7 protein-coding genes are annotated in these 13,892 nt (G+C 65.4%); 2 read left to right on the forward strand and 5 right to left on the reverse strand.

What is annotated here, in order from left to right; translation table 11 throughout:
* Window positions 1-20: 20 nt before the first annotated feature.
* Complete coding sequence (locus tag LAN61_02050; GenBank protein ID MBZ5539280.1) at window positions 21-3,443, reverse strand: glycosyltransferase; 3,423 nt, start codon at window positions 3,441-3,443, stop codon at window positions 21-23.
* Window positions 3,444-3,529: 86 nt separating this feature from the next.
* Between LAN61_02050 and LAN61_02055 the strand changes: the two genes are divergently transcribed.
* Entirely contained in the window at window positions 3,530-5,005 is a 1,476-nt protein-coding gene (locus LAN61_02055) for a hypothetical protein (protein MBZ5539281.1), read from the forward strand.
* Window positions 5,006-5,081: 76 nt separating this feature from the next.
* Here the strand turns inward: LAN61_02055 and LAN61_02060 are convergent, their stop codons facing one another.
* Window positions 5,082-6,506 (reverse strand): cation-efflux pump, encoded by a 1,425-nt coding sequence (locus LAN61_02060; GenBank protein ID MBZ5539282.1) that lies wholly within the window; start codon window positions 6,504-6,506, stop codon window positions 5,082-5,084.
* 153 nt (window positions 6,507-6,659) lie between these two features.
* On the opposite strand from LAN61_02060, the gene LAN61_02065 reads away from it, so the two are divergent.
* A complete protein-coding gene (locus tag LAN61_02065; GenBank protein MBZ5539283.1) occupies window positions 6,660-9,125 on the forward strand; it encodes a hypothetical protein in 2,466 nt (821 codons plus the stop codon).
* 28 nt (window positions 9,126-9,153) lie between these two features.
* Here the strand turns inward: LAN61_02065 and LAN61_02070 are convergent, their stop codons facing one another.
* The 3 genes from LAN61_02070 to LAN61_02080 all read right to left on the reverse strand — a co-directional run bounded on the left by LAN61_02070 (window position 9,154) and on the right by LAN61_02080 (window position 13,744).
* The gene (locus LAN61_02070; GenBank protein MBZ5539284.1) at window positions 9,154-10,986 is read right to left on the reverse strand and encodes a hypothetical protein; all 1,833 of its coding nucleotides are present in this window, start codon (window positions 10,984-10,986) and stop codon (window positions 9,154-9,156) included.
* Window positions 10,983-12,749: a peptidase U62 gene (locus LAN61_02075; GenBank protein MBZ5539285.1), complete on the reverse strand. Its 1,767-nt coding sequence runs from the start codon at window positions 12,747-12,749 to the stop codon at window positions 10,983-10,985. The genes LAN61_02070 and LAN61_02075 overlap by 4 nt, the downstream gene beginning before the upstream one ends.
* A gap of 224 nt (window positions 12,750-12,973) precedes the next feature.
* The gene (locus tag LAN61_02080; GenBank protein MBZ5539286.1) at window positions 12,974-13,744 is read right to left on the reverse strand and encodes a serine/threonine-protein phosphatase; all 771 of its coding nucleotides are present in this window, start codon (window positions 13,742-13,744) and stop codon (window positions 12,974-12,976) included.
* Window positions 13,745-13,892 lie beyond the last annotated feature (148 nt).

Raw genomic sequence — 13,892 nt, forward strand, 5'->3', positions numbered from 1 at the left:
TTCTCCGCGCGCGGGGCCGTTCAGGCGGGCGCCATGTCGCGGGGGGGTTCCGGCTCGACGCCGCGCCAGCCCACCGGCCGCCCGCTCACCGCTTCCTTCACGGAGCGGAACAGCACCACGTACATCAGTTGCCGGTAGTAGAAGCGCTGCAGCAGCACGGGCACCAGCAGCGTCCAATCCTCGCCGCGCTCCAGGGCGAACGCCACCACGCAGGTGAATACGTCAATCAGCAGGAAGCCCAGGAAAAACAGCACCGACTTTTCCACGTCCGCTGCGGTCCAGATCTGCGGCAGCCGCAGCACGTGCAGCTGCGCCATCGCCCACAGCCCCACCGACCCCAGGAACATCAGGTCGATGACCGGGGAGATCAGCGGCAGCACCAGCTGGAAGACGAAAATGTTGGGCAGCGCGATCGACCCCAGGGTTCCGTACTTCGGCCGGAACAGCGTGTCGCGGTGCTTCCAGAATGCTTGCAGCGTCCCGAACGTCCAGCGGAAGCGCTGCCCCACCAGCGCCGATGCCGTCTCCGGAGCGTCGGTCCAGGCGATGGCCTCTTCTTCATATCCGATCCGCCAGCCCAGCCGCCGGATGGCGATGGTCAGGTCGGCGTCCTCGGCCACGGTGTCCGCGGTGATGCCGCCAGCCGCCTCGATCGCCTCTTTGCGCCACGCCCCCAGCGCTCCCGGCACCACCGTGATGCAGTTCAGCAAATCGAAGGCGCGCTTCTCCATGTTCTGGCTGGTGATGTACTCCAGCGCCTGCCAGCGCGTCAGCCAGCGCGTGCGGTTGCCCACCTTCACGTTCCCGGCCATGGCCCCCACCCGCGCATCCGAAAAATGCCGCAGCAGCTTGGGCACCGCGTCCGGCTCCACTTCCGTATCCGCGTCGATGGTGACCACGATCTCCGTGGCCGCCTCGTCCATGGCGCGGTGCAGCGCCGCCGATTTTCCGCGGTTCACCTGGTGGAGGATGCGCACCCGCGGGTTTTTCCCGAAGTGTTCTTCCAGGAGTTCGCCCGTGCGGTCCTTCGAGCCGTCGTTCACCACGATCACCCGCAGATCCGGCACGCGCGAGGCCAGCGCCGCCGTCACCGTCTCCACGATCACGTCCTCTTCGTTATGCGCGGGGATCAGCACGGTCACCGACGGCAGCGGCTCCGCGAGCGCCGCGCGGTCCGGCCGCATCTTCTCCACCAGCGCCAGAAATCCGATAATCAGGGCGCGCCCGCTCACCAGCACAATCCCCGCCACGAACAGGGTGCTCATCCCCAGGCGCAGCCAGTGATACAGCCCGAAGACGAATCCATCGGCGCGGGCGTCCATCTCCTCGCGCGGACTCAGCGGCAGCATCACCTCCGCGCGCGTCTTTCCCAGCAGCTCCGAGACCGAGACCATCTGGTAGCCCCGGGCCCGCAGCCCGTCGATGATCTGCGGCAGCGCCAGCACCGTCTGGCTGCGGTCCCCTCCGCCGTCGTGCAGCAGGATGATGTTTCCCTTCGTCGCCTGCTGCAGGACCCCCGCGACGATCTCCTCCGCCGGAATCTGCCGTCCCTCCGGCTGCCGCCAGTCCTGGGGGTCGATCCGCGAGCCCACCAGCAGATACCCCATCTCCTGCGGGATGGGCAGCTGCTCCACCTCCTCCGCGTATTCCGGCTGGTGGTCGATTCCATACGGCGGGCGGAAAAGCATGGACTTCACACCCAGCCGGCTCTCCAGCAGCCGCTGCGTCAGGTTCAGCTCGATGTGCAGTTGCGCGCGCGAAATCTCGTCGAAGTGCGGATGCGTGTAGGTATGATTGCCGATCTCGTGCCCTTCCGCGTATTCCTGCTGCAGCAGTTGCGGGGCGCGGCTGGCCTCGTCTCCGATCACGAAGAACGTCGCCGGCGCTTTCTTCTCCTTCAGGATCTTCAGAATTTCGGGCGTCCAGCGCGTGTCCGGGCCGTCGTCGAAAGAGATCGCTATCTTCCCCCGTGCCGCTCCGAGTTGCTCGATGTTGTAGGAGAGCGGGTAGGCCGTGTACGTTTCCGTGGTGATCAGGTCCGTTGCCGGGTCGTAGCTGAAGGTCCGCCGCCCTTCCTTCGGCGTGTCCGCGATCCGCCAGATGTCGCCGTCGCCCTGCAGGATCAGGTCCGGCCCCGGCTGCACCGTCTCCAGTTTGGCGCGCGCCGCGTCGTCCGGCCGCGTGGCATCCCAGAGGGCCCACAGCGAAGTATCCACCGAGCCCAGCCGCCACAGCGCCGTCCCCTGCGTCCCCGCGCGCTCGCTCGTCCGCAGTTGGTTGTAGCCGGTCACCGCGTCCAGCATCCACACCTGGTGCACGTGGTCGTGCTCGTCGGAGTAGGAGTAGTGCGGGTTCAGCGATTCCGCGTCGAATTCCACCTGCGATTCCGATTCGTAGGCCCGCAACAGCGCTTCCTGCACGCTCAGGCTTTCCGCCGGCTCATGCGCTTTGGCGGGCGCCTCCGACCAGTCGTAGGCGTAGTTCGCGATGCCCATCACGATCTTCGCGGGCGGCACCACCCGCGCCACCTGCCGCAGGTTCTCCACGAACCAGTCCTGCGCCGCCACCGGCCCCGGCGGCGACGTGAGCCAGTGCTGGTCGTAATTCATCAGGATGATGGCGTCGCACTGCGCCCCGAAGTACGCGTAGTCATAATCCGCATCCCGCGCGGGCAGCGCCACCATCAGCTTCAATCCCACCGCGTGCAGCGCCGGCCCCAGCTCCCCCACGAACTGCCGGAAGTGGTGCTGGCTCGCCTGCGGCACTTCCTCGAAATCCACCACGATCCCGGCCTGCCGCGCGCGCACCGCGTATTCCGCCAGATCCCGCGTCAACCGCTGCCGCGAGGCCGGATTCCCCAGCAGCGCCGCCAGCTCTTTCACCCGCCAGTTCTTCCCGTCGTAGTTGTTCACCAGCCCCATGATCGGCATCTCGACGTTCGCCGAGCGCATCCACTGGTGCAGCTTGTCTCCGCGCAGCAGCCCCAGCGCCTCTTCCGGCGACGCCGCAAAGACCTGGTTGCGTTCGTAATCCACCACCGTCAGCCCGCCGTCCGGCGTCACGGCGTGCAGTTGCTCGGGGATGAGCAGGTCGAGGTCCTTGTAGTGATGCTTCAGCGCCGCCAGGCTCGTGGGGTCCCAGCTCACGAAAAACGCCGCGCGCAAGGGATCGTATTTCTCCGGCACCTTGCCGATGCTCGCCACCCGCCGCTTCCGCCTTTCCCGCACCGCCGTGGTCTTGGCGCTCTTCTTCGCCGGCACCGCGTGGTACACCGGTCTCCCACCCGGCTGCAGCACCGCCGGCAGATACACCGGAATCACGATGGTAATGAAAAAATAGACCAGCAGCACGGTCGCCACGCCCGCGCAAATCTCCAGCACCCGGCTGGTCCGCCGCCAGCGCACTCGCTCGGCGTCATAGAAGATGGGTTTCCGCAGCTTCATCTATTCTTTCAAGCTAGCCGCCCGCGCCGAGCCTGTCAATCTTTCCCCACCTGCGCGATTCCTGCGCGCGCCCGCCATGAGGTACCATGCGCAAGCACCTCATGAAACGCCTTCTCGCCAATCCGTGGCTGGCCCTGGCCGCAGGACTCCTCCTGCGCCTGTTCTTCGTTTTCCGCTTTCCCTCGGATTCCGGCGACACCGTGCTCTACGAGGAGATTGCCGCCAACTGGCTGAAACACGGCGCCTACGCCATGCGGATCGGCGGTCAGGTTATCCCCGTAGATCTGCGCATGCCCGGCTACCCCGGCTTCCTGGCCGCCATTTACGCCCTCTCCGGCCACACCGGCGCGGCCGCCCGCCTCTGGGTCTTCCTCGCCCAGGTTTTTGTCGATCTGCTTTCGTGCCTGCTCATCGCGGCCCTTGCGGCGCTTCTCGCTCTCCTGATGCCCTTCCGGGCGCACAGCCGCCGCATTTTTGTGGCGGCCCTCTGGCTGTCCGTGTTGTGTCCCTTTATCGCCAACTACACGGCGGTGCCGCTCACCGAAGTTTTTGCGGCGTTTCTGACGGCGGCAACCCTTCTCGCGCTGCTCGCGCAAATCGGGCCTGCCTGCGGCGGGCAGATTTCCCTCTTCCAGTCGGAATGGGCGGCCAGAAACGCCGAATCGATCTTCGCCGTTCTCGCCGGCTTCCTCACGGGTCTCGGGACGCTCTTCCGCCCCGAGGCGCCCCTGCTGCTCGCGGAGTCGTGGATCGTTCTGGCTTTCGTCTTGTGGCGCCGCCGCCGCTGGGCCTTCTGGGTGCAGCTCGTGGTGCTCTCGGCCCTCGGATGCTTCCTGCCGCTGGCGCCCTGGGCCGCGCGCAACGCCGTTACGCTACACGAAGCGCAATTCCTCACGCCGCGCTATTCCCAGCTTCCCGGCGAAATCGTGCCCCGCGGCTTCATCGCCTGGGAGCGGACCTGGCTCTGGCGTTTCCGCGACGTCTATCTCGTCTCCTGGAAGCTGGAGGAAGAGCCCATCCGCATGGCGGAGATTCCCCGCGCGGCCTTCGACACCCCGGAGGAAAAGTCGCGCATCGCTGCCGCGCTCGCCATCTACAACCGCACCGTGAACTTTACCGAGGAAGAAGACGCCGTCTTTGCCGTCGTCGCCCGCGAGCGCACCGCCCGCCATCCGCTGCGCACCTTTGTGCGCATCCCGCTCGCTCGCGCCGCGGCCATCTGGTTTACCCCGCGCATCGAGCTCCTGCCCTATTCCGGGAAAATCTTTCCGCTGCGCGAAGCCATTGCCGAGGACTGGATCGATTTTTCCGTCACGGCCGGCTTCTTTCTTCTCAATTGTTTCTACGTCGGACTGGCCGCGTGGGGCGCTCTGCGCCTCTGGCGCGGCAACGCTGCCGCGCGCCCGGCCGTGGCCCTGCTCGCCGGCTACGTCCTCCTGCGTACGGCTTTCCTCACCACCATCGAAACGCCCGAGCCGCGTTACGTCGTCGTCTGCTTTCCGATTCTGCTGGCCCTCGGCGCCCAGCTCTTCGCCCGCCGCCAGGACTCCCCGGCTTTGTAGCGCCGGACGGAATTTATTCCGGCGCAGACGGGAGACGGGCCTCTTGGTTTTGCGACGGCACCGGCGCAAGCCGGTGCTACGGGCGTTCCTCGGCCGGCTCGGGATGAATCGTCACCCGGTAAATTTGCGGAAAGCGCTCCTTCACGCGATCCTCGAGCGCCGCCGTCACGTCGTGCACCTGCGTAATCGGCAGCTCGCTGCGCATCGTGCAGTGACACGACACCAAAATGTGGTGCTCCACCTGCCGCACCCGCACCTCGTGGCAATTCAACAGCCCCTCGAACCCCTTCGGCAGCAGATTCAGAAACTCCTCCACCTCCCGCGAGAGCTGCTTCATCTCTCCCGCGCTGCTGTCGCTCGTCGGAATGCTCTTCCCCAGCGGCTCGATGTGGATGTTCACTTCCGTGCGCGCGGCGCGCAGCGCGCGGATGCCGTCTTCCAGTTCCGTGGCCTGGCGGTGCGCCTCCCCCAGGCTGAGTTGTTCGTCCACTTCCAGGTGCAGCTCCACGAACAATTTTCCGTCCAGCTGCTGCGCCGTCAGGTCGTGGATGGCCAGCCCCTGGCGCTGCGCCAGCGCGCGGATCGCTTCGAAGAGGTGCTCACCCTCGGGAGCCCGCGGCTCCACGTGTACCATCACGTCCGCCGGCACGATCTCCCCGATGCGCGCCTCGATCGCGTCCGTCAGCGCGTGCACCTGCTCCAGGTTGGTGCTCCGCGGCACGCTCACCGTTACATCCACGAAGTGCCGGTTGCCCGCGCGCCGCACGCGCACCCGCTCCGTATCCAGGATCCCGTCCATCTGCGCCACGGCCTGCGCGATACGCCGCTGCAGCCCCACCGGCGCCGTGTCCAGCAGCGCGTCCAGCGTGCGCCGCCCCAGCTGCGAACCCACCCAGATCACCACCCCGGCCACCGCCAGCGCCGCCAGCGCGTCCGCGTACACCAGCGAAGGAATGTTCCAGGCTTCCCCGGCCCACACCAGCGCGATCCCCGTGATCACCACCAGCGTGCTCCACACGTCGGTCGAGAAATGCAGCGCGTCCGCTTCCAGCGCCTCGCTCTGGAATTTCCGCGCCGCCTGCCCCAGCGCCCGCGCCCGCGTCAGGTCCACCAGCAGCGCCACGAAGAGCACCACGAGGGCCGTCACGCTGGGCTGGATGTGCACGCTGCGGAAGAAAAGCCGAACGAACGCCTGGTAGATGATGTACAGCGCGGTGACCAGGAGCAGACCGGTTTCCACGAAGGCCGAAAAATTCTCGAACTTCCCGTGCCCATAGGGATGGTTCTCGTCCGCCGGCGCGTCCGACATGCGCACCGACAGATACGTGATCACCGCCGCCACCAGGTCCAGCCCCGAATGCAGCGCTTCCGAGAGCACGCCGAGGCTTCCCGTGCGCAGCGTCAGAAACGTCTTCAGTCCCAGCAGCACCGCCGCCGAGCCCACGCTCAGCAGTGCCGCGCTCCGTTTCTCCCGCATGTCTTCCAGCAGCCGCGTAACCATGATGGTCCGCCTAGACTACCTCAACTCGGGGGTATTTCGCCCCGGCAAGCTCCTCCGCAAAGCCCTGCTCAGCGTCCTCGGTTCCGGCCGGTCCTAGCCTTGCGCGGCACGTGACGCTGGAGTATCGTCGGCGGGTCCCTCCAGGAGGTTTTCGTGAAATCTTCCCGGCTTCTTTCCTTTTTCTTGATCGCCGTCTGCGTTTCTTCCGTGCGGGCGCAGTCCGCGCCGGGCGCGGCGGACGCCGCCGCGGTGTGGCAAGCGCTTTCCGCACCGGCCATGGACCCCGCGAAATTCGCCCGCGTGGAAAATATCGATCTTGTCCGCGACCGCATTCACATCAAACTCCTGAACGGCACAATCCAGTTTACCCAGCCGGTGAACGGTGTCGTCTTTGGCGCCGTTTTCCACGGGGAGGGCCGCCTGTTGGCGGACCCGCCCAACGGTGTGGAGGCCTATGAGCTGAGCCTGTTCACCAAGCAGGACAAGCTGGACATGGCCTTCAGCGAGGCCACCTTCAGCTTCACCGACGACCTCCTCGAGGGAGTTGCCCGCGAGGTAAAGTGGCTTTCGGGCGGTACGAGCGACGATCTCTACGCCAGCCGCCAGAAGGAACGCGAAGACCTCGGCGCCGCCTACCTCCCGCGCCTCTTCAAGAGCGTGCTTTCCCCTGACCGCAAGCGCACCGCATATTTCCTCGCCGATCTGAAAACCAAAGACAAGGGCTGGGTCGAAGTCCACGACGACGCCATGCAGCCGGAGGAGATCCGCGTCGGGCACTGGGGCGAAATCGACAGGATTAAGGTGCCGGACGTGTGGATGCAGTTCCCTGCCGCAGGCCGCAATCCGCGCCACGCCTATGACGATCCGGCCGCACGCATGGATTATCTGATTCCGTCCTACAAAATTGACGCGAGTGTCGAGGAGAACGCGGATCTCAATGCCACCGCGCACGTCACGATTCAGCCGCGCTATTCCGGCGAGCGCGTCCTTCTCTTCTCCCTCGATTCGAACCTGCGTCTCAGCGCGGTCAAGGATTCGCAAGGCCGCAACCTGGACTTTTTTCAGCCGCAGGAGAAAAAGAACCGCTTCCAGTCCTACGGCGATTACGTCGCCGTCGTATTGAAGGATGCGGCGCAGGCCGCGCAGAAGGAGACTCTCGAATTCCAGTACGGTGGCAAGCGCGTGGTCTACCGCGTCGGCGACAAGAGCTACCTCTGCAAGAGCTATGGCTGGTACCCGGTCGTGTATACCGGCGAACTGGGTGCGGAGGTATTTGCTTTCCGGTCGGATTTCGAACTGAATTTTCGCAGTCCTAAGAAATTCGGTCTTATTGCAACGGGAAATAAGGTCCGCGAGGCCACCGAAGGAAACATCCGCGTGACCACCTGGAAGAGCGAAATTCCGCTGGCCGTGGCGGGCTTCGCCTTCGGCGACTACAAGCTCTACACCGAGAAAGCCGGCGACGTGGATGTGCAGGTCTTCGCCAATCAAGGCCGGGATGATCTGATGACAGCCATCCACAATGCCGACGACAATCCCCTCAAGGACCTGGCGGTTGGACCGGGCGCATCACACATGGGCGAGGACATCATGGGCCAGCTGTCTCCGGCGGACCTCGCCAAGACCGTCGGCGGGGAAACCGCCAACACGCTGCGCGTGTTTCAGAATTACTTCGGGCCCTATCCCTACAAGCAGCTGGCGGTCACCAATATCATTGGCAGCTACGGGCAAGGCTGGCCCGGCCTTCTGTATCTCGGCTGGTTTACCTTCCTCGATTCCACGCAGCGTTATCATCTCGGGGCTACGGGCAGGCAGCAGGTGCAGCTGACGGATTTTTTCCGCGCCCACGAAAGCTCGCACCAGTGGTGGGGCCACCGCGTCGGCTGGAAAAGCTATCATGACCAATGGCTCTCCGAGGGCTTCGCGGAGTTTTCGGGCATGCTCTACGTGCAATTCCGCCGCAGCCCTAAAGAGTTTCTCTTCCAGTTGCATCATGACCGGGACTTGCTGGAATCCGGGGACCTGCATAGTCGCAGGATAGAATCCCTCGGCCCCGTCTGGATGGGCCGGCGCATCATCTCTTCGGAAACGAACAATTCGTCCTATCAGAACCTCATTTATTCGAAGGGCGCCTACGTCCTGCAGATGTTGCGCATGCAACTCTTTGACCCCGGCAATCGCGACCCGGATCACCTCTTCAAGGAGATGATGCAGGACTACTGCCGCACCTATGACAACAAAGCCGCCTCCACCGAGGACTTCAAGGCCATCGTCGAAAAGCACATGACTCCCGACATGAACCTCGATGGAAATCACAAGATGGACTGGTTTTTCAACCAGTACGTCTATGGGGTAGGGATCCCGCAGTACACCCTGCATTACTCGCTGACGCCCATGCCTGACGGCAAGATGGAGCTCAAGGGCAAGCTGACTCGCAGCGGCGTGCCCGACAATTGGAAAGATGCCGTGCCGCTCTACGCCCACGTAGGAGACAAGATGTTCCGCATCGGCTTCATCGGCGCGACGCAGCCCGATACGCCGTTCGACACCATCCTGCCCGTCAAAGTGGACAAGTTCACCCTGAACGATATGGAAGATATGCTCGCCGACGTGAAGTAATGACGCTCCGCCCCGCGGCCTCCGGGAACTACGGCGCCGCGGTCAGCGGCGGCGCCGGGAGCAGCGGCAGACGTTTCGGCTCGCCGCGCGCTCCGCGCACATCCAGTTCGTCGAAGAGCAGCGACGGCGCCACCACCGAGGCCGGCAGCCCGCCCTGCGCCGAGCCGAAAGCTCCCAGCGCCGTCCCCGCAAATCCCGCGATCTGGCTCTGCATGTAGTTATAGACGAACGCATCGTTGCCGATTCCCGCGACGTTGCGCAGCGCCCGCGTGTTTATCCCGATCAGCCGCGCCCCGCGCACCAGCTCTTCGCGCCCGTCCGCCGGGTATACCCGGTAGATGACCAACGGCAAACGGTCGCCCGTCCCCGCGCCGCCCCCAAAGCTCGCCAGCAGCTCGGAAAAATCGTCCTGCCGCTGCAGGCTCAGCGCCGGATTGTCCATCTGCCGCACCACCAGGCAGTAGGGCAGCTTCTCCTCGCGGCACTTGTCCAGGAATTGCTTGCGCAGCTCCGCGGGCGAAACGCTTTCGCTCGAGGTGAACAGCAGATTGCTCATCGTCGGCCGCGGATCGTTCAGAAACGCCGAGCGTCCGTGCCCGTTCGAGCCGTTAAAGTCCGGGCCCGGCCGCCGCGACATCAGCAGGTTCTTGAGCGTGCCCTTTTCCACCAGCGTCACTTTCTGCGCCCGCACTCCCTCTTCGTCCACCGCGTAGCCGCCCAGCAGCGGCTTTCCCTGATACTCCGTCGCGCCCGGATCATCCACCAGCGTTACGCTGGCCGGCAGCACCCGCGCTCCGAGCCGCCCCATCCAGTCGCTCCGTCCGCCCAGCCCGCTGAGCATCTGCTCCACCACCGGCTGAAACGACAGCGGCGGCCGCGACCCGTTCAGCGCCGGCCCCAGCACCTGTGCCACAAGCGCCGCCGCTGCCCGTGCTTCGAACAGCACCGGCCCGGTGTAGTCCTGCGCCGGCGGCGCCGTGCGCATCGCCATCAACTCCGCCGCCGCGACGTTCAGACCCTGGCGCACCGCCTCCACGGCCGGCAGCTCTGCCGGCCGCAGCGCGTACGCCGCATAATAATGATGCAGCGCCATGCCGTCTTCGCCCAGCGTGTCGAAGCCTGCTTCGATCGCCGCCAGGCTGCGGCTGCTGCGGATTTCCGTGCCCTCGCTCGTCAGCAGGTATTCCGTGGCGTACACCAGGTAGTAGGTCACCCGCGAGTTATAGAGCTGCGGATACGCGCGTAGCGCCGCCGAAGTCTCCCGCGCCTCCTGCTCCCAGTTGCGCGCGCTCCAGTCCGGCTCCAGTCGCGGCCCGATCGAGACCAGGACATCCTCGCGCGATAAATCGTCGATCTCCGGCGGCCGCGCCAGGCTGCTCAGATACGCTCGCTTGCGCGAATAGGTTTCCACCGCTTCCTTGAAGGCCTGGTCCGTGGCGATCCACAGGTCCTGGCGCAGGGAATCGTAGTCCCGGTCGATGCCCACCGCCCCGGTGGGGCCGATAAAGCCGCGGAACCCGTCGTCGCTGATGTAATTGGAGCTGTCCAGCTTGTAGGTGCCGATGCGCGCGTCCACATCCATGAAGCGGTTGCGCGTCGTGGTGCTGGACACCAGGGCCCCGAACTCCGCCACCACCTGCTTCACGTCCAGATCCAGCAGCCGGTACTGTAGAAAATACGGCCGCACGGGCTGCTCCGTCCCCGGAATGCGCAGCTCCAGCCGGGTCTTGGCACGCGCCATTTCGTCGCGCATGGCCCGCAGCGTCTGGTCGTTATCCTTGCTCTGCGCGCGCAGCGGCGTGCCGTTCAGCAGCGCAACTCCCGCCAGCAGCAGAACGGCACAACGCATCGCGCGGCTCATCGCCCACCTCCCGTTTTCACCGCGTCGTGCGCTGGCGGCGGCAGGATCGGCGGCTTGTCCGTCGCGCTCTCCTTCTTCTGCACTTCCAGCTCGGAGATCAGAATCGCCGGCGAGGCGGCCGACACCGGCACCGATCCCGATTCCGCTCCGCAATATCCATTGAACACTTCCGGGGTGTCCCCGGTGGCTACGATCTTCGTCAGCGACACCAGCGGCGTCCCCACGATGTCCACCCCGCGCACCAGTTCATCCGGCCGCCCGTCCGTGTACACCTTGTAGACCACCAGCGGCAGCACCTGAAACGCCTGCGGCTGTCCCCGCCCGGTGAACGTGAACCCGCCTTCGATGTCGTCGATCAGCAGCCCGAACGATTTGCCCTGTTCCCTGGCCAGCGCGATCAGCTTCGCGCGCAACTGCGCGTTGGTCATGGTCTTGCTGCTCTGCACGATCAGGTTGCCCTGCCGCGACACCGGCGCATAGCCCACCTGCCGCCGCCCGTGTCCGTTCGAGTGCGGAAATCCCAGCAGCGGCGAGCGCGACATCTCGAAGCCCCGCAGGATGCCGTGCTCCACCAGCGTCACGCGCTGCGCCGGCACGCCCTCGTCGTCGAACTGGTAGTAGCCCAGCAGGTCCGTCTTCCCCAGCCGCCGCAGGGTCGGATCGTCCGTGATGCTCAGAAAATCCGGGAAAATCGCCTCGCCCACCTTGCGCGCAAACGTCTGCCCCTCGCTGATGTCCTTCTGCCTGTGGCCTTCGGCGCGGTGCCCGAACACTTCGTGGAAGAAAACCGCCGCGGCGCGCCCCGTGAGCATCGCCGGACCCGCCGTGGGTTCGATCAGGGGCGCCGCCACCAGGCCCTCCAGCTCCTTGCGCAGCGTGGCCTCCGCCGCATACACGGCCTTGTCGTCCGGAGCCTCCCCTGGGTTCACCCAGTCGAAGTTGTAGTAGCGGTTGATGTCCATTCCATCCGGCGCTTTGCCCTGGATGAACAGCTCCAGGCGGTAGCGCGTCTGCCCGAACTGCAGCTGCGTCCCTTCGCTGGTTACCTGGTACTGCGTCTGCGCCAGCGCCGTGAACGTCACGATGGAGTTGATGATCGCCGGTGACGCGCGAAGCGCTTGCGTGTACGCTCGCACTTTCTGTTCCCACGGCTTGCGGTCCAGCGTGAACGACGCCACCGGCCCGATCGCCGTGTGTGGCTCTTCCCTTGAAAAATCCGGCGCCTGCCCTTCCGCTGTCTCGACCTTTACTTCCTTGCCGGTCTTGATCTTCATCAGCGCTTCCGCCGCCGCGCGGTACTGCCGGTCGGTCTCCAGCCAGATCGTCCGCCGCAGCACCTCGGCGTCGTCATCCAGCGGCACGGGCCCGCCGGGGCCTGCTGTCGGCGATTGCCGCTCGCCCACCTTGCGCGTGTTGTCCAGCGCGTAGCTGCCCGCGCGCACCGCCACTTCCAGCCAGCGGCTCTTGCCCTCGCTGCTGGAGAGCAACGCGCCGTTCGAACCCGACACCTCGGCCCGCTGCGACTCCGTCACCGTGTAGCCGATGTAATAGGCCGGAGGATCGAGCTTTCCCAGGACCCCCAGCGAGCGGTCGAGTTCCGTCTGCATCGCATCCAGCAGCGGCGAACGCGCGGCGGCCTTGACTGGCCCGGCGCCGTCCCGCGGCGCCGCCTGCGCCGCCGGCACGTTCACCGGCCCGCTCACGGCCAGCAAACCTAGACTGAGAAGCAGAGACAGCCGGAAGATGGGCATCAGCGTGTTCAAAGGGATCCTCGTTTTCGCGGACCGCAGAGCGGCCGGTGTTTCCGTTGCCCGCCAGGCGGGCTACTCACGATCTTAGACGCAACCGCCAAAAATTCAGTGTACGCCAGTGCCACGGCGCCGCACAAATTCCCGTTTTTCCGTGCGCTTTCTTCGATGGCAGGGGCGGGCTTCCCGTTGCTTGCCCGTTGCTTGGATGGCGGCGCGCCTCTTCCGGCGCGGCGCCCTCATTTTTCGCAGTGCAGAACGGCCACGGTCATGTCGTCATGTTGCGGCTGCCCGTGGGTGAACTCTCCGACGCCGCGGAAGATGCGCTCCAGAAGCTCCGCCGGGGGCGCGCTTCGGTGCTGCGCGCAGAGTTGTGCCAGCCGCTCAATTCCGTACGATTCGTCTTTCTGGTTCATGGCATCGCTGATTCCGTCGGTGAAGAAGACCACCGAATCGCCCGCTTCCAGCTCCAGCGTCGTAACCTCATAGCCCGCTTCCATCAGCAGCCCCGGCGGAATCCCCGGCAGCAGCAATTCCCGGCAGCCGCGCGCCGTCAGGTGCAGCGGTCCGGGCACTCCCCCGTTCGAGATGTGCAGACGCCGCGTCGGCGGATCATAGAGGGCGTACTGCGTGGCCGCGTAGCGCGAAGGAATCCCGCGCATCGTCAGCCGCTTGTTGAGCAGCTCCAGAACCGTCGTCGGGCACGCTCCCGTCTTCTGCACCCCGCGCAGCGTTCCCACCGCCAGCGCCGCATACAGCGCCGCGGGCAAACCCTTTCCCGAGACGTCGCCGAGATACAGTCCCAGGGTCGCGTCCGAAAGCGCGAAATAGTCCAGGAAATCGCCCCCCACCTCGGTCATGGGCACGACCTTGTGGGCCATTATGACGCTGCCGATGGCCAGCCTCTCGGGCGGAAACATCCCTTGCTGGATGATCCGTGCTTCCTCCAGTTCCTGTTCGTGCCGCCTGTCCATCATGGGCAAATCGGCAGCCGGAAGTATCAGTTCCATAAATGCTTCCAAGAAAAATGGGCGCCGGGAGGGGGGCTCGTACGCTGGCGCCAGTGTAGCAGAAGCCCGGCCCGCCGCTGCAAAACCTTCCCCCCGTGTGCACTAGTACACGCCCCCTGCCCGTGCTTCTTGCGGCGCGGCCAGGGCC

Source organism: Terriglobia bacterium, assembly GCA_020072785.1.
Classification (GTDB): domain Bacteria; phylum Acidobacteriota; class Terriglobia; order Acidiferrales; family UBA7541; genus Acidiferrum.

What these genes read in the sequence shown, in the direction of transcription:
- LAN61_02080 (MBZ5539286.1), bottom strand. Translation starts at nt 13,744, where the DNA reads ATGGAACTGATACTTCCGGCTGCCGATTTGCCCATGATGGACAGGCGG.
- LAN61_02055 (MBZ5539281.1), top strand. Translation starts at nt 3,530, where the DNA reads ATGCGCAAGCACCTCATGAAACGCCTTCTCGCCAATCCGTGGCTGGCC.
- LAN61_02050 (MBZ5539280.1), bottom strand. Translation starts at nt 3,443, where the DNA reads ATGAAGCTGCGGAAACCCATCTTCTATGACGCCGAGCGAGTGCGCTGG.
- LAN61_02070 (MBZ5539284.1), bottom strand. Translation starts at nt 10,986, where the DNA reads ATGAGCCGCGCGATGCGTTGTGCCGTTCTGCTGCTGGCGGGAGTTGCG.
- LAN61_02060 (MBZ5539282.1), bottom strand. Translation starts at nt 6,506, where the DNA reads ATGGTTACGCGGCTGCTGGAAGACATGCGGGAGAAACGGAGCGCGGCA.